Origin of the sequence: Intrasporangium oryzae NRRL B-24470, from assembly GCF_000576595.1 — a bacterium.
In the GTDB taxonomy this organism is placed as follows: Bacteria; Actinomycetota; Actinomycetes; order Actinomycetales; family Dermatophilaceae; genus Intrasporangium_C; species Intrasporangium_C oryzae.
Genome location: NZ_AWSA01000001.1, coordinates 160,040 through 181,238 on the forward strand (window position 1 = coordinate 160,040; position 21,199 = coordinate 181,238).

Annotated in this window: 18 protein-coding genes and 1 pseudogene; 10 read left to right on the forward strand and 9 right to left on the reverse strand. The window is 71.3% G+C overall.

What is annotated here, in order from left to right; translation table 11 throughout:
* Positions 1 to 120 precede the first annotated feature (120 nt).
* From N865_RS00720 to N865_RS00745, 7 genes and pseudogenes are all read left to right on the forward strand, one after another.
* Positions 121 to 2,496 (forward strand): DEAD/DEAH box helicase, encoded by a 2,376-nt coding sequence (locus N865_RS00720; protein ID WP_084327817.1) that lies wholly within the window; start codon positions 121 to 123, stop codon positions 2,494 to 2,496.
* Between the two features lie 329 nt (positions 2,497 to 2,825).
* Positions 2,826 to 3,860 carry a sulfate ABC transporter substrate-binding protein gene (locus N865_RS00725; RefSeq protein WP_034800411.1) on the forward strand — a complete coding sequence of 345 codons (1,035 nt, stop codon included), beginning with the start codon at positions 2,826 to 2,828 and terminating at the stop codon, positions 3,858 to 3,860.
* Complete coding sequence (gene cysT, locus N865_RS00730; RefSeq protein WP_245603616.1) at positions 3,857 to 4,810, forward strand: sulfate ABC transporter permease subunit CysT; 954 nt, start codon at positions 3,857 to 3,859, stop codon at positions 4,808 to 4,810. The genes N865_RS00725 and cysT overlap by 4 nt, the downstream gene beginning before the upstream one ends.
* Complete coding sequence (gene cysW, locus N865_RS00735; RefSeq protein WP_034800413.1) at positions 4,807 to 5,613, forward strand: sulfate ABC transporter permease subunit CysW; 807 nt, start codon at positions 4,807 to 4,809, stop codon at positions 5,611 to 5,613. Before cysT ends, cysW begins: the two co-directional genes overlap by 4 nt.
* Positions 5,610 to 6,263 (forward strand): annotated as a pseudogene (locus tag N865_RS23860) (sulfate/molybdate ABC transporter ATP-binding protein); the annotation flags it as partial. The gene cysW and the pseudogene N865_RS23860, both read left to right, overlap by 4 nt.
* 30 nt (positions 6,264 to 6,293) lie before the next feature.
* Entirely contained in the window at positions 6,294 to 6,620 is a 327-nt protein-coding gene (locus N865_RS23865; RefSeq protein ID WP_407636733.1) for a TOBE-like domain-containing protein, read from the forward strand.
* A 341-nt stretch (positions 6,621 to 6,961) separates the two neighbouring features.
* Positions 6,962 to 7,426: an RrF2 family transcriptional regulator gene (locus tag N865_RS00745; protein WP_034800417.1), complete on the forward strand. Its 465-nt coding sequence runs from the start codon at positions 6,962 to 6,964 to the stop codon at positions 7,424 to 7,426.
* A 180-nt stretch (positions 7,427 to 7,606) separates the two neighbouring features.
* On the opposite strand, the gene N865_RS23675 is transcribed toward N865_RS00745, so the two are convergent.
* The 8 genes from N865_RS23675 to N865_RS00785 all read right to left on the reverse strand — a co-directional run bounded on the left by N865_RS23675 (position 7,607) and on the right by N865_RS00785 (position 14,795).
* Entirely contained in the window at positions 7,607 to 8,155 is a 549-nt protein-coding gene (locus N865_RS23675) for an Rv3654c family TadE-like protein (RefSeq protein WP_084327818.1), read from the reverse strand.
* On the reverse strand, positions 8,152 to 8,481 hold the full coding sequence (locus N865_RS00755) for a TadE family type IV pilus minor pilin (protein ID WP_034800419.1): 330 nt from the start codon (positions 8,479 to 8,481) through the stop codon (positions 8,152 to 8,154). The genes N865_RS23675 and N865_RS00755 overlap by 4 nt, the downstream gene beginning before the upstream one ends.
* Before the next feature lie 209 nt (positions 8,482 to 8,690).
* Positions 8,691 to 8,879 carry a DUF4244 domain-containing protein gene (locus N865_RS00760; RefSeq protein ID WP_034800421.1) on the reverse strand — a complete coding sequence of 63 codons (189 nt, stop codon included), beginning with the start codon at positions 8,877 to 8,879 and terminating at the stop codon, positions 8,691 to 8,693.
* Between the two features lie 177 nt (positions 8,880 to 9,056).
* Positions 9,057 to 9,488 (reverse strand): type II secretion system F family protein, encoded by a 432-nt coding sequence (locus tag N865_RS22935; protein WP_051509745.1) that lies wholly within the window; start codon positions 9,486 to 9,488, stop codon positions 9,057 to 9,059.
* Positions 9,489 to 9,661: 173 nt separating this feature from the next.
* On the reverse strand, positions 9,662 to 10,765 hold the full coding sequence (locus tag N865_RS21435) for a type II secretion system F family protein (RefSeq protein ID WP_051509746.1): 1,104 nt from the start codon (positions 10,763 to 10,765) through the stop codon (positions 9,662 to 9,664).
* Positions 10,762 to 12,180 (reverse strand): TadA family conjugal transfer-associated ATPase, encoded by a 1,419-nt coding sequence (locus tag N865_RS00775; protein WP_084327820.1) that lies wholly within the window; start codon positions 12,178 to 12,180, stop codon positions 10,762 to 10,764. Before N865_RS00775 ends, N865_RS21435 begins: the two co-directional genes overlap by 4 nt.
* Positions 12,177 to 13,211, reverse strand: coding sequence for a hypothetical protein (locus N865_RS21440; RefSeq protein ID WP_051509747.1), 1,035 nt, complete (start codon positions 13,209 to 13,211; stop codon positions 12,177 to 12,179). Before N865_RS21440 ends, N865_RS00775 begins: the two co-directional genes overlap by 4 nt.
* 690 nt (positions 13,212 to 13,901) lie before the next feature.
* Positions 13,902 to 14,795, reverse strand: coding sequence for a Fic family protein (locus N865_RS00785; protein WP_034800424.1), 894 nt, complete (start codon positions 14,793 to 14,795; stop codon positions 13,902 to 13,904).
* Positions 14,796 to 15,020: 225 nt separating this feature from the next.
* Between N865_RS00785 and N865_RS00790 the strand changes: the two genes are divergently transcribed.
* Positions 15,021 to 16,121: an acyltransferase family protein gene (locus tag N865_RS00790; RefSeq protein ID WP_084327821.1), complete on the forward strand. Its 1,101-nt coding sequence runs from the start codon at positions 15,021 to 15,023 to the stop codon at positions 16,119 to 16,121.
* Positions 16,122 to 16,321: 200 nt separating this feature from the next.
* Entirely contained in the window at positions 16,322 to 17,488 is a 1,167-nt protein-coding gene (trpS, locus tag N865_RS00795; RefSeq protein ID WP_084327822.1) for a tryptophan--tRNA ligase, read from the forward strand.
* Between the two features lie 25 nt (positions 17,489 to 17,513).
* Here trpS and N865_RS00800 read toward each other — a convergent pair whose 3' ends face one another.
* A complete protein-coding gene (locus N865_RS00800) occupies positions 17,514 to 18,965 on the reverse strand; it encodes a hypothetical protein (protein ID WP_157557490.1) in 1,452 nt (483 codons plus the stop codon).
* Positions 18,966 to 19,109: 144 nt separating this feature from the next.
* On the opposite strand from N865_RS00800, the gene acs reads away from it, so the two are divergent.
* Positions 19,110 to 21,101, forward strand: coding sequence for an acetate--CoA ligase (gene acs / locus N865_RS00805; protein WP_051509749.1), 1,992 nt, complete (start codon positions 19,110 to 19,112; stop codon positions 21,099 to 21,101).
* The last annotated feature ends 98 nt before the right edge of the window (positions 21,102 to 21,199 follow it).

A 21,199-nucleotide genomic window follows, 5' to 3' on the forward strand; every position in this document is an offset into this window, starting at 1 on the left:
CTGTTGTGGCTGGGTCACGCCGGCGAATGGGTCCTTCGTGACACCGCCAGCCCGCCTGACCGCGGAGTAACATGCCCCGCTCGCTCGCTACCGTACCCCGACGACATACGGTTGCTCCACATGAAACGGCCCGCCTCGACGACTGAGCACCGGCCCGGAAAGTCCCGGCCGGAGCGCGGCGGCGTGCGCCCTGAGAGCGTTCCCACGACGGGGCTCGATCCGGCGGGCCTGCTCGGGCGCCTCGCCGGCGACGAGCCGGGTCGTCTCCTCCACGTCCACGAGGTCCCCGCCCGGACCGCCCGGCTCGCGGAGTGGCCTGAGTGGGTGGACCCGACCCTGCTGGGCGCCCTCGTCGGCTCGGGTATCGCCGCGCCGTGGAGCCACCAGGTCGAGGTCGCCGAGGCGGCACGCCTGGGGCGGCATGTCGTCGTCGCGACGGGGACGGCCTCGGGCAAGAGCCTCGGCTACCTCCTGCCCGTGCTCTCCGACCTCATCGAGGGAGCCGCCGCCCCGAACGGCCGCGGCACCACCGCCCTCTACGTCTCGCCGACGAAGGCGCTGGCGGCCGACCAGCTCGCCCGGGTCACCGGGCTCGCGCTGCCCGGCGTACGGCCCGCGACATATGACGGCGACACGCCGAGCGACGAGCGGCGCTGGATCCGCGACCACGCGAACCTCGTCCTGACCAACCCGGACCTGCTCCACCACTCGCTCCTGCCGGGGCACGACCGCTGGGCCTCGTTTCTCCGGGCCCTGCGCTACGTCGTCATCGACGAGTGCCACGTCTACAAGGGGGTCTTCGGGTCGCACCAGGCCGCCGTCCTGCGCCGGCTGCGGCGCGTCGCGGCGCGCTACCGCGCCACGCCGACCTTCGTCTTCGCCTCGGCCACCGTCGCGGAGCCCGAGGAGCACGCCTCCCGCCTGCTCGGTATGCCGGTCAGCGCGGTCACCCTCGACGGCTCGCCTCGCGGGGCGATGACGTTCGCCCTCTGGGAGCCGCCGCTGTCGACGGACGAGCAGGGGGCATCGAAGCGGGTCAGCACCCTGACCGAGGTGGGAAGCCTGCTTGCCGGCTGCGTGCGCGAGGACGTCCAGACGGTCGCGTTCGCCCGCTCGCGTGCGGCGGTCGAGGTCGTCGCCACGATCGCCCGCGAGCGGGTGTCGGTGAGCGACGAGGGGCGGATCGCGGCATACCGGGGCGGCTACCTGCCCGAGGAGCGGCGGGAGCTCGAGCGCGGCCTGCGGGGGCGCGACATCCTCGGGCTCGCCGCGACGAACGCCCTCGAGCTCGGAGTCGACGTGAGCGGCCTCGACGCCGTCCTGCTCGCCGGCTGGCCGGGGACCCGGGCGTCGCTGTGGCAGCAGGCCGGACGGGCGGGCCGCTCCGGTGGGCGGTCGCTCGCGGTCCTCGTCGCGGCCGACGACCCGCTCGACACCTACGTCGTGCACCACCCGGAGACGGTCTTCGGCCGAGGGGTCGAGGCGACGGTCGTCGACCCGGACAACCCCTACGTCCTCGCGCCGCACCTCGCCGCGGCGGCCGCCGAGCTGCCGATGACCGAGGCCGACGTCGAGGTCTTCGGCCCGCAGACCCTCCCGCTCCTCGATGCGCTCGTCGCCCGCGGCATCCTCAAGAAGCGGCCCCGAGGCTGGTTCTGGGGCCGCGACGACCGGCCCGCAGACCATCTCTCGCTCCGTGGCGCCGGGGAGCCGGTCCGCATCGTCGAGACGCGGACCGGTCGGGTCATCGGGACGGTCGACGACGCGTCAGCACACGCGCAGGTCCACACCGGGGCGGTCCACCTCCACCAAGGACAGTCGTGGGTCATCACCGAGCTCGACCTCGACGACCACGCGGCGTTCGCCGTGCGCGGCGATCCGGGCTGGACGACACAGGCCCGATCGACGAGCGAGTTCGAGATCGTCCACGAGCTCGAGCACGAGGACTGGGGGCCGTTGCGCTGCTCCTTCGGCCACGTGACCGTCCGCAACCAGGTCGTGTCGTTCCTCCGCCGCCTGCCGGGTGGCGAGGTCCTCGGAGAGCACCCGCTCGACCTGCCGCCGCGCTCGCTCGCCACCAAGGCGGTGTGGTGGACGCTCCCCGTCGAGGTCCTCGAGGCTGTCGGCGTCGACGAGGCCGCCATCCCCGGCGCTGCGCACGCCGCCGAGCACGCTGCGATCGGAATGCTGCCGCTCTTCGCGACGGCTGACCGTTGGGACATCGGAGGGGTCTCGACGGCTCTGCACCCCGACACCGGCCTGCCGACGATCCTCATCTACGACGGCCATCCGGGCGGCGCGGGCTTCGCCGAGCGTGGCTTCCGGCAGATCCGGACCTGGCTCGGGGCGACCCGCGACGCGATCGAGTCCTGCGAGTGCCCGAGCGGGTGTCCCTCGTGCATCCAGTCGCCGAAGTGCGGCAACGGCAACGAGCCGCTGGACAAGCGTGGCGCCCTCGCCCTTCTCGACCTCACCCTGCGACACGCCGGCGCCTGAGCCCTCGCCGCGCCGCGGCCTGACTCCCCAGAGCGACCACAGCAGGTCCGCCCCGGCGAAGAAGCTCCGGCCCGCACCCCCGTAGCGACCACAGCAGGTCCGCCCCGGCGAAGAAGCTGCGGCCCGCACCCCCGGAGCGACCACAGCAGGTGCGCCCCGGCGAAGAAGCTCCGGCCGGCGAGGGGGACGAATCGGGCTTCCACACTGTGAGAAATAATCTCACGTTATTTGACCAGTAACGCCAGACTATCGAAAGATCCTACTCATCCGATAGGAGAGACCCACTCTCCGCACCCGAGCGCAGCCGCGCCAGAACCTCAGGAGCCCGAATGAGCCCCCGCCTCGCCATCGCCGCCGCAACCCTCAGCGCCGCCCTGGGCCTGTCGGCGTGCGCGGGCGGCTCGAGCGACGTCGTCGACCAGCCCGGCGCGACCAACGCCGCCGCCGGAGTCCAGACGAGCACCGTCAACCTCTATGCGTATGCCGTCCCGAAGGTCGCCTTCGACGTCCTCATCCCGGCCTTCCAGAAGACGCCGGCAGGCGCAGGGGTCCAGTTCCAGCAGAGTTACGGCGCCTCGGGCGACCAGAGCCGCAAGGTGGCCGCCGGCGCTCCTGCCGACTTCGTCAACTTCTCGGTCGAGCCTGACGTGACGCGCCTCGTCGACGCCGGCCTCGTCGACGCGAGCTGGAACGCCAACGCCCACAAGGGGATCCCCTTCGGCTCGGTGGTGACAATCGTGGTGCGCAAGGGCAACCCCAAGGGCATCAAGACGTGGGACGACCTGCTCAAGCCCGGCGTCGAGGTCGTAACGCCCAACCCGTTCTCCTCCGGCTCGGCGAAGTGGAACCTCCTCGCGCCGTATGCCGTGAAGAGCGGGGGCGGCGCGAACAAGCAGGCCGGGCTCGACTACATCAGCAAGCTCGTCATCGAGCACGTCAAGATCCAGCCGAAGTCCGGTCGCGAGGCCACCGAGGCCTTCCTCCAGGGCAGCGGCGACGCGCTCCTCAGCTACGAGAACGAGGCTCTCTTCATCGAGAAGAAGGGAGACCCGGTCGAGCACGTCACCCCCTCGGAGACCTTCAAGATCGAGAACCCGGCCGCGGTCCTCAAGGGCAGCCCCAACGTCGCCAAGGCCAAGGCGTTCAACGACTACCTCTACACGCCCGAGGCGCAGAAGCTCATCGCCGAAGCAGGCTTCCGCCCCGTCGACGTGGCCGTCGCCAAGGAGTTCGCCGCACGCTTCCCCGTCCCGGCGAAGCTCTGGACCATCGACGACCTCGGCGGCTGGAAGACCGTCGACAGCAGCCTCTTCAAGAAGGACGTCGGCGCCATCGCCGTCATCTATGACAAGGCCACCAAGTGACCATCCACACGGACCTGGGCAGGAGCGCCGCCGCCGCGGCGCTCCTGCACCCGCGTACCGGCGGCTCGGACGGCGCCGAAACCACCGCCGCCGGACCGGACCCGGTCGGCAGCGACCGACCCGACCACCGCGACGGCTCGAGCGCGTCGACGAGCCGGCTCGGCGGCATACGGTCGCTCGGCGTTGGTGTCGTGACGCTCTGGCTCAGTGTCATCGTGCTGCTCCCGCTCGCGGCGCTGACGGTCGCGGCGTTCGGCGACGGCTGGGCCGGCTTCTGGGAGGCCGTCACCGCCCCTGCGGCGCTCGCCGCGCTGTGGGTGACCGTCGTGGTCTCTGCCGGGGTCGCGCTCCTCAACGCCGTCATGGGCACGGTCATCGCCTGGGTCCTCGTGCGTGACTCGTTCCCGGGGCAGCGGTTCGTCAACGCGATCATCGACCTCCCGTTCGCCCTGCCGACGATCGTGGCGAGCATCGTCCTGCTCTCGCTCTACGGCCCGAACAGCCCCATCGGGGTGCACCTCAACGCGACCCGCTGGGGCCTCATCGTCGCGCTCGCCTTCGTGACGCTCCCCTTCGTCGTCCGGTCGGTCCAGCCCGTGCTCATCGAGGCCGACCGCGAGGTCGAGGAGGCGGCGGCCTCGCTCGGCGCCTCGAACCTGACGACCTTCCGGCGGATCATCCTGCCGACGCTGGCTCCGGCCATCCTCAGCGGGACGGGCCTTGCCTTCGCGCGCGCCATCGGCGAGTACGGCTCGGTCGTGCTCATCGGCGGCAACATCCCGCGAGAGACGCAGGTCGCCTCGCAGTACATCCAGCAGCAGATCGAGATCGACAGCCCGCAGGCGGCCGCCGCCGTCTCCGTCGCGCTGCTCGCCATCGCCTTCGCGACGCTCCTGCTCCTGCGCGTCGTCGCGAGCCGGAGCCAGCGACGAGAGGAGCGCGCCCCATGAATACCTCCGCCACGACCCGCATCGGCCTGCGAACGATCGCCCTCGGCTACCTCCTCGTCCTCATCGGGCTGCCCATCGGCGTCATCCTCTACCGGACGTTCGAGCCGGGGCTCGCGACGTTCTACGCCTCGATCAGCACGCCCGCCGCGATCTCCGCCCTCAACCTGTCGCTCCTCATCGTCGGGATCGTCGTCCCGATCAACGTCGTCTTCGGCGTCTTCACGGCGATCGCGCTCGTGCGGTGGCGGTTCCCCGGCCGCGGGGTCCTCCAGGCGGTCGTCGACCTGCCCTTCGCCGTCTCCCCCGTCGTCGTCGGCGTCGCGCTCATCATGCTCTGGGGGGCGGGTGGCTGGTTCGGGGCGATCGAGGGGACCGGCTTCCGGGTCATCTTCGGCCTGCCCGGCATGGTCATCGCGACGATCTTCGTGACGCTGCCCTTCGTCGTCCGCGAGGTGGAGCCGGTCCTCCACGAGATCGGCGAGGACCAGGAACAGGCCGCCTCGACGCTCGGTGCGAGCCGCTGGCAGACGTTCTGGCGGATCACCCTGCCGGCCATCCGGTGGGGCCTCACCTACGGCGTCGTCCTCACCGTCGCCCGCGCGCTCGGCGAGTTCGGCGCCGTGATCATGGTGTCGTCGGGCTTCCCCGGCGTCTCGCAGACGCTGACCCTCCTCGTCCACGCGCGCTACATCGACGACCACAACACCTACGGCGCGTATGCCGCCGCCACCCTCCTCATGGGCATCGCACTCCTCGTGCTCCTGCTCATGACCGTGCTCGACCGCAAGAGGAGCGACCGATGATCACCGTGTCCAACGCGAGGAAGCAGTACGGGACGTTCACCGCGCTCGACGACGTGTCCGTCGAGATCCCCCGCGGCTCCCTCACCGCGCTCCTCGGCCCGAGCGGATCGGGCAAGTCGACGCTGCTCCGTTCGATCGCCGGACTCGAGGGGCTCGACTCGGGGGTGGTCACCATCGCCGGCCGCGACGTGACGAAGGAGCCGCCCCAGCGCCGCGGGATCGGCTTCGTCTTCCAGCACTACGCAGCCTTCAAGCACATGACGGTCCGCGACAACGTCGCCTTCGGCCTCTCGATCCGCAAGCGGCCCAAGGCCGAGATCGCCCGCAAGGTCGACGACCTCCTCGAGATCGTCGGGCTCGAGGGGTTCCAGCACCGCTACCCCGCCCAGCTCTCCGGCGGCCAGCGACAGCGCATGGCCCTCGCCCGGGCGCTCGCCGTCGACCCCGAGGTGCTCCTTCTCGACGAGCCGTTCGGTGCCCTCGACGCCAAGGTCCGCGCCGACCTGCGCACGTGGCTGCGCCGCCTCCACGACGAGGTCCACGTGACGACGGTCCTCGTCACGCACGACCAGGAGGAGGCGCTCGACGTCTCCGACCGGATCGCCGTGCTCAACCGGGGTCGGATCGAGCAGGTCGGGGATCCGGTGACGCTCTACGACCGGCCGGCCAACGACTTCGTCATGGGGTTCCTCGGGTCGGTCGCGACGCTCGGCGACCAGCTCGTGCGCCCGCACGACATCGTCCTGACGCGGGACCGCGCCGTCGCACTCGCCGAGGACGCCAAGGTGCCGGGGTCGCCCGGTGTCATCGAGGCCGTCGTCGAACGGGTCGTGCGCCTCGGCTTCGAGGTCCGGGTGGAGCTGCGCGCCGACTCCGGCGAGCGCTTCGCCGCCCAGATCACGCGGCGGGACGCGTTCGATCTCGAGCTCCACACGGGCGAGACGGTCTTCGCGCGGGCGGCGCACCGGTCGAGCGTCATCGAGATCGACCCGGCCCTCGCGATCTGAGCGCCGAACACGGCGTTCCTGCCCGAATGGGAACCGGACGCGCCGGTGCCCCCGCGCGTTCGGCACCGCGCGACTCGTCCGGTCCCACCGCGTGGCCCGGGTCACACTGCGCCGGGTGGGCGGCATAACGTATGCCGCGAGCCCGGGTCCGCGACGACGCCCCGTCAGGGGTCGGCTCGGACGCCCGGGCGCCGGGGCGGTGAGGGGACGACACCTCGCCGCCCCGGACCTCATGACGCCGGCCGGACGACCTCCAGGTGCCCGGCCCGAGGTGCGGGTTCTCGAGGTGACGGTTCTCGGGGCTCCGGCTCCTCGCGTGCGCAGTGCGGCAGACTTCATCCGTGGACATCTCCGCGCGCGTCGACTATGCCGTCAGGGCGATGCTGATCCTTGCTGACGCGGATGCTCGCGGTGCCGGCCCGATCAGCATCGACACGCTCGCGAGCGAGCAGGATCTCCCGCGGAAGTTCCTGGAGGCCATCTTCGCCGATCTGCGCCGAGCCGACCTGGTCGTCAGCAGGCGCGGCGCCCGGGGCGGCTACGTGCTCAGCCGGGCTCGGACCGAGATCAGCGTCGGCGACGTCTTCCGGGCCGTCGACGGGCCCCTCGCGGAGGTGAGGGGACTGCGCCCCCACGAGACCGAGTACCACGGGGTCGCCTCGCACCTGCCGAGCCTGTGGGTGGCGGTCCGGGCGAGCCTCCGCGAGGTGCTCGACGACACCTCGATCGAAGACCTGCGCACCGGGAACCTGCCTGACCGCGTGCGCCGGCTCGTCGCCGCCCCCGACGCCTGGCGCAACCGCTGAGCCGACGCAGGCTCCGGACCTGACCGGCCCTGACCGGCCCTGAGGGAGCAGGTGGGCTCGCACCAGCTTTCCCGTCATGGGATCGGCGGGCCCGCTCGTGCCGGCCGGGGCGGGGCATCACCCTCTCGCCCCGGCCACGCAGTCGAGTCCGGCCCAGAAACCCCCTGAGGCCTCGTCGCATCACCTCGCTCGCCCAGGGGTCGCGGGGCCTGCGGCCGCACGGGCCACCGCTTGACCGGCGCCACCGCGGACCCGGACGGCGACCACGACCTCGATGTCGGTCCCGTGAACCGTGCATCGCCTGAGAACCGCTCCGTTGGCCCGAGCGACCGAGTCGGCGCGGGCGCAACCGCCGGTGCGAGGGCCGGAGCCCGTCAGCCAAGGGCGCACTGCCTCGGCGCCGGCAAGGGCCGCGAGGTCCGCAGCGAGCCGCGCCCGGTGGCTGGCCTCGACGGCGGCCGCGACGGACAGCCCGGCCGCCGTGAGCACGACCAGGAGCGCGACCGCGCCGATCGCGAGCACCGACCCGGACCCTCGGTCCCGAGATCGCTGCGGCGCGGCACGCCCCGGCCAGGACTTCGGACCGCGAGGTCCACCGGGCGCGCCGAGGGATGGCAGAGCCGCGCCATCGTGGCCCTGACGGCACCGCCCGCCCGGATCCGGCACACTCGGGCGGCCCGTCCACCGGGCGCGAAGGCGGCCTGGGTGCCCGGGCGACACCGTCGTCATGGCGGGCTCGGGATCTCGACGGGGGTGATCGCCGACGCCGAGACCGTCCACCCGGGCACGATGCCCCACTCTCCGGAGCGGGCCCGCACGACGACATGGACCTCGTCCCCAGCTGTCACGAGGTCGATCTCCGCTCCGGCCGGGGCCGCGGTCAGTGCCAACCGGCGAGCCTCCTCGACCGGGTCTCCGCGTGCCGCCGCCCGGCCCGCCAGCCGAGCGGCATCGACACAGCGGATCTGGTCCACCCCGGCCATGAGTCCGGCGGCGCAGACGACGAGGACGAGCGTGACGGCCGGGAGGGCGACGGCGAGCTCGGCCGTCACCATCCCGCCGTCACGCCGCCCCGCCTCCGGGACTGCGCGGCCACGTGCGGGCTCCCACGTTCGGCCCGGGCCGCACCCGCCAGGCTCCCTCCGCGGGGCGTCAGCTCTCCGAGAACGTTTCCTTCCGCCCCGCGGCCCGGGCCACCTCCAAGGGCCTGGTTTGCGCCTGCATTCCGTCCGTCTGTTCCGGGTCGGTGGTGGCACGGTCTGCGTCACCCGGCGATCCCGAGCGCACTCTGCACGATGCCCTCGAGCGCGCCGCGAACGGCGTCGGACTTGACCACCCCGAGGAGCACGAGAGCGAAGGTGCAGGCCGCCATGATCCCGACGGCATACTCGGCCGTTGTCATGCCGGCGTCGCCCCGAGGGCGTCGGCTCATTGCTGTGAGGAGTCGATTCATCTGAGTTCCCTTCTCTTGCAGTTCATCCCGCCGGAGGTACCGGTGGGAGGTTGGAGATCCGGTGTCCACGTGAGTGACCCCGAGAGGGCGTTCCCCGCCGCCGCCCTTCGACCCGCGCCCTTCGGCCCGCGCCCTTCGACCCGTGCCCTTCGACCCGTGCCCTTCGACCCGTGCCCTTCAACCTGCGCCGAGCAGCTGGCCGCCGAGCGCGACCACGAGCGGCACCACGGTGGTCAGGCAGAACGCCGGAAGCAGGACGAGACCGAGTGGCGCAACGAGGCGGACACCGATCTTCGCGGCGACGACCTCGAGGCGTTCGAGCTCGGACCGGCGCAGGTCGTCGGCGGCGGTGAGCAGGAGGGGTCCGGGAGGCACTCCGGCGTGGTGCGCGATCGCGACAGCCCGCGCCGCAGGCGCCCAGGCGCGGTCGACCGAGCCCCAGGCCTCTCCTTCCGGCGCGCCCCACTGGAGGGCCGCGGCGACCTGGCGGAGATCACGGGCAACCCGCTCGGGTGAGCGCTCGGCCACCGTGGTCAGCACCTGCCAGGTGGGCAGACCCGAGCGGTACCCGAGGGCGAGCAGGACGAGCGCCGTCGCCACCTGGTCCATTCCCAGCCGCCCCACTCCGTGCCGGTCGCCACGACCCGCGCCCGCCTGCTCCGCACCGCCGCGGTCACGCCCAGGCGGTCGGAGGGACGCCGCCTGCTTGCGCCCTCCGTCATCCGATCGCGGCTGGACGATCACGGCAGCCGAAACCAGGATCGCGGTCATGGTGGCGGCGTTCACGGGGTCACCGCCCTGCGAATCATGCGCCGGCACCAGAGCCGCCCGACGACCATGAGCAGGACGCCGCATGTCGCGCTCGCGGTCGCGACGGGGCGGCCGCCGTAGAGCTCCGCCGGCCCGACACCGCAGGCCAGGCCGAAAAGGGGGCCGGTGAGCGGCAGTACCGTCAGAACCGCCACCGTCGCCTTCGGGCCGGCGACCGCGACGGCCACCTTCCGCTGCCTGGTCCGTGCCTCACGCAGCCCGGCAGCCGCTCGCTCCACCGCGACAGCCAGCGGGACCCCGGTGTCCTCGGACAGGCGCCAGGCCGCGGCCACGAACGTGAGCTCCCTCGAGCCGGTGCGGTCGGCGTAGTCCGCCCACACGGCCGCCACCGAACTGCCCTGGCGCGCCGCCTCGGCCAGCTCCGCCCCGAGCCGCCGCGTCGTCTGCGGCGCGCGGACCCGGTCTCGCACCCGCACGGCCGTGCCGCCGAGTGACCCGGCCCGCACCGTCCCGCTCGGAGCCGGTGCCACCCCGGGACGGCGATCCGGACCGAGAAGTGCCAGCTCGCGATCCACCCGGTCCACGGCTTGCCTGCCCTGACCACCGGTCCGGACGGCATCCAGGGGCCCCACGACATCGCGGGCCGCTACGGTCTCTCGGGCCCCCACGGTCTCGCGGCCCGCAACGGTCTCGAGGGTCTCAACGGTCTCGCGGGCATCGATCACACCGACCCCATCACCACTCTCGGGGGCATCGACGGCGTCGAGGGCTGCGACGGCGAGGCTGATCGCGGTGAGCTGCGGAAGGCCGGCGACCAGTGCCGGTGCTGTCGCGTCAAGAAGGGCCAGAGCGGCTGCGATCACGTCGTCGGGCTTCTGCCGCATCCGCCATCGGCGATAGACCTCGACAGGGTCCTGGTGCCAGATGCTTCGTGGGGAGAGGCTGCCGGTCCCCAGGGCTCCTCGCGAACCAGAGCTCACCGGCCCGTCGCCCGGCAGCGACTCCGGGTTGAGACGGGCCGCCCCGAGAACGGTGACCGCTCTCCCGATGCGATCGTGAACGGGCCACACCAAAACGGCCACGACCAGGAGCAGGGCGACGACGGCCGGCCTCATGAGAGCTCCGCCCACGTCGGGGCACCTGCACGGTCCGGAACGATCGCCGGCCGAGGACCACCCTCGACGCCGAGGGCGCTCCGACAGTCAAGAGTGCGCGCAAGGGCTGGAGCTCCCGCGGATCCGGTGTAGTCGACGGGGAGGTCGAGACGCGCAGCGAGCGCCGGCCACGCGGCTTCGCGGGTCCAGGCATGGCCAGGGCCGTCCCACGCCAAGGCCGGCACGATGCTCAGCCCGGTCTCGCGCCGGAACACTGCCGCGATCGCCGCCACGTGGCGAGTGCCAGTCCCAACGCCGTCGCCTGCCTCGCTCGAGGCGTCGCCGGGGAAGCGCGCGCCCGAACCCTGTTCGCGACCGAGTGCCCTGCCGCCCCGCGATGCGTCTGACAGGGGCGCCCCCGGCGGGAGGTCGCTGCCCGGCTGGTCCGTGCCTCCGCGGCGAGCCACATGGATGACGAGGTCGACGGCCGCGGCCAGCTGGGCCCGGACCCCGTCGGGCCCGAGCCCGGCAAGCGCGCCCAGGGCCTCGAACCGGGCGATGACATCCTCAGGCGCATTCGCGTGGACCGTGCCGCAGCCGCCCTCGTGGCCGGTGTTGAGCGCGGCGAGGAGCTCACGCACCTCGGCGCCGCGCACCTCGCCGACGACGATCCGGTCGGGACGCATCCGCAAGGCCTGACGGACGAGTGTCTCGAGGGTGACCTCGCCGGCCCCCTCGACGTTGGCCGGGCGCGCCTCGAGCCGCACGACGTGCGGGTGCTCCACGTGGAGCTCACGGACGTCCTCGACCACAAGGATCCGTTCGGCGGGGTCGACGCCGCCGAGCAACGCCGCCAGCAAGGTCGTCTTGCCTGCCCCGGTGCCACCGGACACGACGAACGACAGCCTCCTCCGGACGATCCGCTCGAGGACGTCCTGCCACGCGCGCGGGAACATCGACCGATCGAGCAGTCCCGGGAGATGAATCTGCTCCGACGACGGCACGCGGATCGTGATGTGTGGACCCCCTGCGACGAGCGGAGGCAGCACCGCGTGCAGACGGGCACCGGACGGCAGCTGACCGTCGACCCAGGGGCTCGCCTCGTCGAGCCGGCGACCGGCCAGGCCAGCGAGCCGGACGGCCAGCGCGCGCGCCTCGTCCGGCTCGATCACCTCGCCGACCCACTCCATCCCGTGTCCGCGGTCGACCCAGACCCGCCCGTCACCGTTGACGGCGACGTCGGTGACCCCGGGACGGGCGAGCCACGGCTCGAGCACTCCGGCCCCGAGGACACGGGAGGCGAGCGCCTCCCGCGACGCTGCCACCCGGCCCGCACCGAGTGCGCCGACCTCCTCGTGCACCACGTCCGCGACGAGGCCGGGGTCGGGCGCGCGGCCCTCACGAACGCGCTGCCACATCGACGGGGTGAGGGTCATGCCGCCACCCGCTGACCGACGAGACGCAACAGCAACCGGTCGGCCACATCGACGACCGGGCCACGGCCCCGCACGCCCGGGGCGACGCCCTCGGCCACGTCGGACGGCACCCGCGGGTCGTCCCGCACGAACCCCAGCACCGGGACGTCGAGCTGGTCGCTGACGAGGTCCTCGAGGTCGGCATCGGCTCTGACACCTCGCAGCACGACCCAGGGCTCGACGGGCTCGACCATCTCCCCCGGCTCCAGCGACTCGACCGGCCCGAGCACCCCGACCGGCCCGAGCACCCCGACCGGCCCGACCAGCTCGCTCGGCCCGGCAGCCCGCACCCTCTGCACCACGCCGGGCCTGCGGTAGTCCGCTCCGGGCCCGAGCCGCTCCCTGGGATCACGTCCGGTGTGCTGCGTCGTCGCCCGAGCAGCAGCCCTCCATGCGTCACGTGCCGCTCGTCCCCCGGGCTCCGTGTCCACGTCAGGGACCGGGCTCACCCCGGAGGGGCTCAGGGCCGGGGCCACGCTCACCGCGAGCGCCGCATCCAGGACGTCCCGCACCCCGGGCAGGTTCGTGGCCGCGGCAGCGAGCTGGGACACCTGGGTGCCCACGACCACGACGAGCGCGTCGAGCCGGCCCGCGACCGCCAACAGGACCCGCTCGTCGCGTGGCACGTCGAGGACCGTCACGTCGTGGACCCGCGCGAGCCCGGCCACGACGTCGGGCAGGACGGTCGCCCATCGCTCGACCGGCAGACCGATGCCGGACAGGACGGGCACGCCGAAGGTCTCGGGGAGCTCGCGGGCGAGCCCGAGCCCGTCGACGATGCCGTCGACGTCGACCAGCCGGTCCCATCGCCAGCCGGGCTCCTGCTCCACGCCGCACGCGACGTCGAGCCGACCCCCAAGCCCCCTCAGGCTGTCGAGGTCGACGGCGACTGCCCTCCGGTCGGCCTGGGCGGCCCGGACCGCGAGCGCCGCGGCGAGCGTGGTGGCGCCGACCCCACCAGACGCGGGCATGAATCCGATGACGTGTCCCATGCCACAAACCTCGCGGTTCGCGCCGACGCGGCCCAGCGGCATACGGACGATGGTGGACAACGCGCCACGGGCCGAGGGGATGTGGACGACGAACGAGGCAGCCGGGTGACAGCGCCCGGAAAGGCGGTGGCCCCCGTCCGGGGGAAGACGAGGGCCACCTGCGCGTGACCTGGAACCGGGGGGGAGGCGCCAGATCAGCGGCGCTCGACCCCAGGGGGGAGCGCGCGTCCATCGTTGATCGTTTTGACACGTAATGCAAACCAGCACGCCATGTCAGAGCGGTCTTTCGCACATCTCCCGGACGTCTTCGCGACGGTCGCCGTGGGTGGTCGAGCGTGCTCCCGACGCCGTCCATCGACGGGTGCAGGAGGAGGCTCCCCGGCCGTGTGGTCGGGGAGCCTCCAAGTGAGAAGTCCGTGCTACCAAGCGTGCATCTTCGTAGTGTCGCCTCGGTTGTGTCTCCGAGGGTGGACGGTTCACAAGTGAACTGATCTCGCGTGGGTACGCGGTCTCTTCTCGAAACATTCAGGTTGTGCATGGACCCGGCTCTACGCCTCTCGGCGATGTTTGGTTCCTGCTTCTGTTGTACTCCGACACCTCGGCGTGGCGACAGTCCCGCCACCCAGATTGCTCACAGAAACTGTCCACCGGCGTGGACACTCGACCCGCGACGAGGGCGGCGCCAGCTGGTCAGGACAGGCGGCCCGCGCGGATCGCGTCGCAGATCCGCTCGCCCTCGGCGACCCCGGCGACGAGGGCGTCCCCGGCCTGCCCGAGCCAGAGCCCGACACCCGCTGCAGTCCCCTGCCCGTATGCCGTGAGGGCGCCGAGGTAGGCCGGGCCGCCGTTCGCGACGTGACCGGCTTCGGGCACCGCCACGCCGGTGGGGTCGAGCCCGAGAGCCTGGACGAGGGCGCGCTCCATGGCTCGGGCCACGAGGCCGTTGCCGTGGACGAAGGGCCGGATCGAGGCGATCTCGGCGTGGACGAGGGCCGCGACGACGAGGGCGGGCACCCGGTTCGTCGCGGATGATGCAGCGACGATGAGCTCCGAGAGGTGGGCCAGCCGGGCCGCGACGACGTCGGCGGAGGGGGCCGGCCCGAGGTCCACGAACTCGGTGCAGTCCTCGTCGCCGATCCGCGGCCGCCCGAGCGGGTCGGGTCCCTCCATGGCCGGCCCGCGGCCGAGAGGCGACGCCGCAGCGACGTGCAGGCGGGCGAGGGCCTGCAGCGGCGCGGTGCGCACGAGCGTGACGATGCGCTCGCTCTCCGCCGTGGCCGCCACGGCACCCTTGAGGGTCGTCAGGCCCGGGTCGAGGTCCTCGGGCCACGGGCGCGCGCCGCTCATCAGCTCGCGAACGACGGCGACGGGGAAGTCAGCTCCGTCGAGGGCCGCACTCGCCTGCGCGCCGCGGACGCGCGACTCGGCGGACGCCTCCGGGATGCGGCGACGCAGCGCCTCGTGGAACCGCAGCCGGGTGCAGGCCTCGCGGGCCGCCTCGGCCTTGGCCCGCACGTCGGGCAGGTCCACGAGCGTGGCGAGCTGGTCGAGGAGGGCGGACTGCTGCGGGCTGGGGTCGGGCACCGAGACAGCCTAGGAGCAGCGGGCGGGTCCATGCCGTCGAGGTGAGGAGGCCCACGCAGGGATGGCGATGCAGATCACGCGGCCCCAAGCACACCCACGGCAGGAGGGACGTTCATTGGTGCGAGTCAGCGGGCGCTGATCGTTTGACCCGACGAATCAACCTTCGATCGTTGGTTGGTTGCCCGATCGCGGGACAAATCCCCCTGTGGCCCCCACAATCGTCGGATGGCCGAACACTCAAGAGATGCGAAACTCGACGGTCTGCGGGGTCTGGCGGCCGTCGCGGTCGTGTACTTCCACTTCCTGTTCCTGACCGGGCTGATGCCACGTGCAGGTGGGGGGCAGGTCGGCGTCCTCGTCTTCTTCGTGCTGTCCGGCTACCTCATCACCAGGATCCTGTGGGCGGCCGCCCTTCCCAACCTCAGCAGCGTGTACACGACGTTCCTACGAAGACGTGCGACTCGCCTCTACCCTCCGCTCGTCGGCGTCGTCATCGTCTGCGCCCCGGTCATGGCGTACTTCGGTCCGGAGAGTGCGGGGGACGCGATTCGAGCAGCCGCGATCGTGCTGACCCAGACGACGGCCTTCTTCCACCTTGCCGGCGCCATGCCTGACCAGGGCTGGCTCCACGCCTGGAGCCTCACAGTCGAATGGCTCTTCTACCTCCTGTGGCCTCTCGTCGTCCTCACGCTTCGGGTGCGTCAGGTCGGCGCTGAACGAATGCGCAGGGTGGCGCTCGCTCTCGCGTGCATGCTCTACCTCGCCTCTCTGCCGCTGTCGCCTCTCGCCTTCTACTACGCACCGCTCGCGAACCTCGCGGTGATGCTCGTCGGCGCGGCCCTCGCCCTCGGTCACGTGCAACGCTCGGAGGGCCGCTACCCCGGACGTGAACCACGCGTGTCAGACATGGCCTTCGTCCTCTTCCTCGTGATCGTCTTCCTCCCGAGCAATGTCGCCGGTCTCGTCCTCTACCGATACTCGATGTTCCCCATCGCGGTCATCGCGGCTTACGTGATCCTCGACCAGCGCCCCGGCACCAACGGCTTCAGCCAACGGCTTCTCGAGTCGCGGCCCATGCGGGCCCTCGGCCTCTCTAGCTACAGCCTCTACCTTTGGCACCTTCCTGTGCTCTGGACCGCGTGGTGGGCCCTCCCGGAGGTCGCCCCGTCCATACGCGTGCTCATCGCCTTGGCCATCCTCGTGCCCGCTGTCTTCGTGAGCTATCGGCTGTTGGAGAAGCCGCGGCTCCGGGGCCTGCCGTCCACGTCGGCGACGGCCCCGCGACCGATGGAGTCGCGCCGCGCCGAGACTCTCCTCGAGGGTTGACGCGCCAGCCAGATCGACAGGTCGGCCCGAGCGCGGCTACCCTCGACGCATGCGTTCGTTCACGACCCAGGCGTGGTGGCTGCCCAGCTGAGGCGGCCCTTCGACGAACCCTTTCCGAGCCGCCCACGGGCGGCTCGATGCATGTCTGGCAGGACGTGACGGCGCAGGTCCCGTGGGCACCGACCCACAGGAGACAAGCCATGACCACCCACACTCTTTCCACCCAGACCCAGCCCACCCAGGCCCTTCCCACGCCGCCCGACCTCTCTGACGCCGAACCGCTGCCGGTCCACGTCGACGAGAGCACGACGTATGCCGCCGCGCGCGACCGCAGCGCCGTCCTCGACGGCCTCATCGACGGGCATGCGGCGAGCGACCCGACGCGGTTCCGGATGCTGACCGGCGACCGGCCGACGGGCCCGCTCCACATCGGGCACTACCTCGCGAGCCTGCGCAACCGGGTTCGTCTGCAGGACAAGGGCGTCGAGACCTTCGTCGTCATCGCCGACTACCAGGTCATCACGGACCGGGACTCGGTGGGGGCGGTGGGCGACAACGTCCGGGGGCTCGTCCTCGACTACCTCGCAGCCGGGATCGACCCCGAGCGCACGACGATCTTCACCCACAGCGCGGTCCCGGCGCTCAACCAGCTCATGCTGCCCTTCCTGTCGCTCGTCACCGATGCAGAGCTGCGCCGGAACCCGACCGTCAAGGACGAGCTCGGCGCGACGGGCGCCCGCCCCCTGACGGGTCTGCTCCTCACCTACCCCGTCCACCAGGCCGCCGACATCCTCTTCTGCCACGCCCGGATCGTCCCCGTCGGCCGGGACCAGCTCCCCCACCTCGAGCAGACCCGGGCCATCGCGCGTCGTTTCAACAGCCGGTATGCCGCTGGGCAGAGTGTGTTCGCCGAGCCCGAGGCGCTGCTCAGCGACGTTCCCCTGCTCCTCGGCCTGGACGGGGCGAAGATGAGCAAGAGCCGAGGCAATGTCATCAACCTGAGCGACACCGCGGACGAGACGGCCTCGCGGATCCGGTCGGCGCGCACGGACTCGGAGCGAAGCATCACCTTCGAACCCGAACGCCGGCCCGAGATCGCCAACCTGCTCACCCTGGCCGGGCTCCTGCGCGACGAGGACCCGGTGGCGATCGCCGACTCGATCGGCGACCGCGGGGCCCGGGCGCTCAAGGACGTCGTCACCGAGGCGGTGAACGAGACCCTCGCCGACCACCGGGCCCGCCGGGCCGACCTCGCTCGCGACCCGGCATACGTCACGCGCGTGCTCCACGAGGGGAACGCCCGCGCCAATGCGGTCGCCGAACGAAGCCTCGCGACGGTCAGGGCGGTGATGGGCATGGCGTACTGACCGGCCCGGAGCGTGCCAATCTGCGCTAGGGAGAGGGTGCTTGAAGCAGCGCTGATCCGTCAGCACTCGCAGCAACCCGCCACTTGGCCTGCTTCGTCAGCGCCTCGTACGTCGCACTTGTCTGGCTTACGAGCGCGTACCGGCACCCGGTGTCTCGGACGTAGTCCTCCCAACCCGGGACGGCCGCGGCGAAGGACTGGTAGCCGCGGATGTGCTTCACGGAGTAAATCTCGGCCCGAGGGTCGATCGTCACGCGGAGCTGGGGGTGTCGCCAGATGAGCCAACCGCCGTCGATCCAATCATTGCAGACGACGGTCCGCGAAGGGAGCGCGTCTAGTTGTGCGTTGAGACCATTCGGACCCAACCCGGGACTCCGAAGGCCCGTGGAGGCGATGATGGCCGCGAGGGCCAGTGCGCCTGCACCGAAGCAGACGGAGAGGCCCACCTCGCGTCGCGTCACGGGGGATCTGTCCTGACGGGTCAACTGCTGGAGCGCCGCTGCTGCCAAGGGGGCCAGCACCGCGCCCGCGATGGCGACGGTCCGTGCATACGTAAAGGCGAGGGCGAGTGCAAGCAGCAGCAGAAGAAACACATGCCACCGCCGACCCTCCGCCTCGCGGGCCGCATGAATGAGGACAACCGCCACGAGGAGCAAGGCGGCGATGAAGACTGGTTCTGTCGCTGAAACCGGTTGCCACTCTGTGATGTAAGCCGTGATCTCACCGACCTGAAATGGTGACGCCAAGAGCACGGGTCCGACCGGAGTGAAGGCTGCAACGACGAACGACATGAGGGGAATGGCAGCCAGAGGGGCCAACCTTCGTAGCGCGACGCGACGCTCGAAGGCCATACCGAGCACTACCAGACCGCCCACCACCGGTCCCAGGAACCACATGCCATGGGAGCAGGCCCAGAGCCACGAGACCGGAATGAGCCACCAGCGGGGGCGGAGGTCTTCGGACGTGCGCAGCCACGCATCCGCCGTCACGACCGTCAGTGCGAAGGTCACCAACTGGGGGCGCGGCGACAGGCTCGCTGACATGGTAAAGAGAGCGACAACAGCGACCAGAGCTGCGACCAGGGCGGAGGCTCTGTGTCGACACGCCACCCATAAGGCGGTGAAGATTCCGGCCGTCGCCAGAGATAAATACAACGCCGCCCCTCCCAGCCCGAATACTTGGGCTAGACCGCTCATGGCCAGCTCGGGAAGCCACTGATTGAGGATCCAGCGTTTCTCGCTCGCGCTGCTCCAAGGGTCACTGAGGACGAACTCCCACGTCTGACGTAGATAGTCCCCTGTCCGCAAGTGCCAGAAGGTGTCGGGGTCTCGTACCGGACGGAGCACACGGAGAATGACGACAGCAGCGATGGCTCCGGGCAGATACGGCGACAAAGCGCGAATCAGGGCCGATCCTCCCGATGGCGCGTTAGCGGGCACTTCGTCGTCGATGGAGACCTCTGTTGCTTGACTGGGCACCACGGCATTCTGTCTGATCGGCGACCGCTCGTCGCGGCTGGCGGCCCGCTCGCCGGGCTACTGTCGAGTAGGGCGCGAGACGCAGGTCACAACACCTTGTTGGGCGAACTACCGTTCGGTTGAGTTGCACCAGCACCATCGACGATGCGAAAGGCAGATCCCGTGAGCGACACGCTGACGAACTCGACCGACGGCCACCGCTTCACCCCACCCGCGGAGCTCGCGGCGAAGGCGAACGGAACCGCCGATCTCTACGAGAAGGCCGCCGCCGACCACGAGGGGTTCTGGGCCGAGCAGGCCCGGACCTACGTCTCGTGGAGCAGGCCCTTCACCGAGGCGCTCGACTGGAGCAACCCGCCCTTCGCGAAGTGGTTCGCCGACGGCGAGCTCAACGCCTGCGTCAACGCCGTCGACCGACACGTCGAGGCGGGACGCGGTGACCGCGTCGCGATCCACTTCGTCGGCGAGCCCGAGGGCGACACCCGCGACATCACGTATGCCGACCTCCACGCCGAGGTGCAGCGCGCCGCCAACGCGCTCGCCGACCTCGGCATCCGCAAGGGCGACACCGTCGCGATCTACCTGCCGATGATCCCCGAGGCCGCGGTCGCCATGCTCGCGTGCGCCCGCCTCGGCGCCCCGCACTCGGTCGTTTTCGGCGGCTTCTCCGCCGAAGCGCTCCACTCGCGCATCGAGGACGCGAAGGCGAAGGTCGTCATCACGGCCGACGGCGGATACCGCCGCGGCGCCCCTTCGGCGCTCAAGCCCGCTGTCGACGCCGCGCTCGACCACGGCGACACGTCGGTGACCAACGTGCTCGTCGTCCGGCGCACCGGACAGGACACGGCGTGGAACGACCGGGACCTCTGGTGGCACGAGGCCCTCGAGAAGGCTGCGCCGACGCACGAGGCCCAGGCGTTCGAGGCCGAGCACCCGCTCTTCATCCTCTACACCTCGGGCACGACCGGTAAGCCGAAGGGCATCTTCCACACGACGGGTGGCTACCTCACGCAGGCGGCCTACACCAACGCCGTCGTCCATGACGTCCACCCCGACACCGACGTCTACTGGTGCACCGCCGACATCGGCTGGGTCACCGGGCACTCCTACATCGTCTACGGGCCGCTCACGAACGGCGCCACCCAGATCATGTACGAGGGCACGCCGGACACCCCGCACCAGGGACGCTGGTGGGAGATCGTCCAGGACTACAAGGTGACGATCCTCTACACCGCCCCCACCGCCGTCCGCACCTTCATGAAGTGGGGCGCCGACATCCCCGCGAAGTTCGACATGAGCTCGCTGCGTCTCCTCGGCTCGGTGGGTGAGCCGATCAACCCCGAGGCATGGCTCTGGTACCACAAGAACATCGGCGGGGGCCGCGCCCCGATCGTCGACACGTGGTGGCAGACCGAGACGGGCGCCATCATGATCAGCCCGCTCCCGGGTGTGACCGAGCTCGAGCCGGGCTCGGCCCAGCGTCCGATCCCCGGCATCAGCGCCGAGATCCTCGACGACATGGGCGAGCCGTTCACGACGCCTGAGCAGGTCGGCTACCTCGTCCTCACGAAGCCGTGGCCGTCGATGCTCCGCGGCATCTGGGGCGACCCGGAGCGCTACAAGGAGACGTACTGGTCGCGGTTCGGCGAGAAGTACTACTTCGCCGGTGACGGCGCGAAGTACGACGCCAACGGCAACATCTGGCTGCTCGGCCGCGTCGACGACGTCATGAACGTCTCCGGCCACCGGCTCTCAACGGCCGAGATCGAGTCAGCACTCGTGTCGCACCCGAAAGTCGCCGAGGCGGCCGTCGTCGGCGCCAACGACGAGACGACCGGCCAGGCGGTCTGCGCGTTCGTCATCCTCCGCCAGGAGGCCGTCGCCGAGGCCGACGAGCCCGGCGAGGGCGGCGACCTCGTGCAGGAGCTGCGCAACCACGTCGCCAAGGAGATCGGTCCCATCGCGAAGCCGCGCTCGATCATGATCGTCAGCGAGCTGCCGAAGACCCGCTCCGGCAAGATCATGCGCCGCCTCCTGCGTGACGTGGCCGAGGGCCGCGAGGTGGGCGACGTCACGACGCTCGCCGACAGCTCGGTCATGGACCTGATCAAGCGGGGCATGTCGCCGGGCGACTGACGCCCGGCTCGCAAGCCCATCTCGCCGTATGCCGCTCGCTCCCTTGCCGTGGAGCGAGCGGCATTCGCGTGTCTGGGTCAGACCGGGCCGGAGGTGGG

What these genes read in the sequence shown, in the direction of transcription:
- N865_RS00720 (WP_084327817.1), top strand. Translation starts at nt 121, where the DNA reads ATGAAACGGCCCGCCTCGACGACTGAGCACCGGCCCGGAAAGTCCCGG.
- N865_RS00725 (WP_034800411.1), top strand. Translation starts at nt 2,826, where the DNA reads ATGAGCCCCCGCCTCGCCATCGCCGCCGCAACCCTCAGCGCCGCCCTG.
- cysW (WP_034800413.1), top strand. Translation starts at nt 4,807, where the DNA reads ATGAATACCTCCGCCACGACCCGCATCGGCCTGCGAACGATCGCCCTC.
- N865_RS23865 (WP_407636733.1), top strand. Translation starts at nt 6,294, where the DNA reads ATGGGGTTCCTCGGGTCGGTCGCGACGCTCGGCGACCAGCTCGTGCGC.
- N865_RS23675 (WP_084327818.1), bottom strand. Translation starts at nt 8,155, where the DNA reads ATGACGACGGTGTCGCCCGGGCACCCAGGCCGCCTTCGCGCCCGGTGG.
- N865_RS00755 (WP_034800419.1), bottom strand. Translation starts at nt 8,481, where the DNA reads ATGGTGACGGCCGAGCTCGCCGTCGCCCTCCCGGCCGTCACGCTCGTC.
- N865_RS00760 (WP_034800421.1), bottom strand. Translation starts at nt 8,879, where the DNA reads ATGAATCGACTCCTCACAGCAATGAGCCGACGCCCTCGGGGCGACGCC.
- N865_RS22935 (WP_051509745.1), bottom strand. Translation starts at nt 9,488, where the DNA reads ATGGACCAGGTGGCGACGGCGCTCGTCCTGCTCGCCCTCGGGTACCGC.
- N865_RS21435 (WP_051509746.1), bottom strand. Translation starts at nt 10,765, where the DNA reads ATGAGGCCGGCCGTCGTCGCCCTGCTCCTGGTCGTGGCCGTTTTGGTG.
- N865_RS00775 (WP_084327820.1), bottom strand. Translation starts at nt 12,180, where the DNA reads ATGACCCTCACCCCGTCGATGTGGCAGCGCGTTCGTGAGGGCCGCGCG.
- N865_RS21440 (WP_051509747.1), bottom strand. Translation starts at nt 13,211, where the DNA reads ATGGGACACGTCATCGGATTCATGCCCGCGTCTGGTGGGGTCGGCGCC.
- N865_RS00790 (WP_084327821.1), top strand. Translation starts at nt 15,021, where the DNA reads ATGGCCGAACACTCAAGAGATGCGAAACTCGACGGTCTGCGGGGTCTG.
- trpS (WP_084327822.1), top strand. Translation starts at nt 16,322, where the DNA reads ATGACCACCCACACTCTTTCCACCCAGACCCAGCCCACCCAGGCCCTT.
- acs (WP_051509749.1), top strand. Translation starts at nt 19,110, where the DNA reads ATGCGAAAGGCAGATCCCGTGAGCGACACGCTGACGAACTCGACCGAC.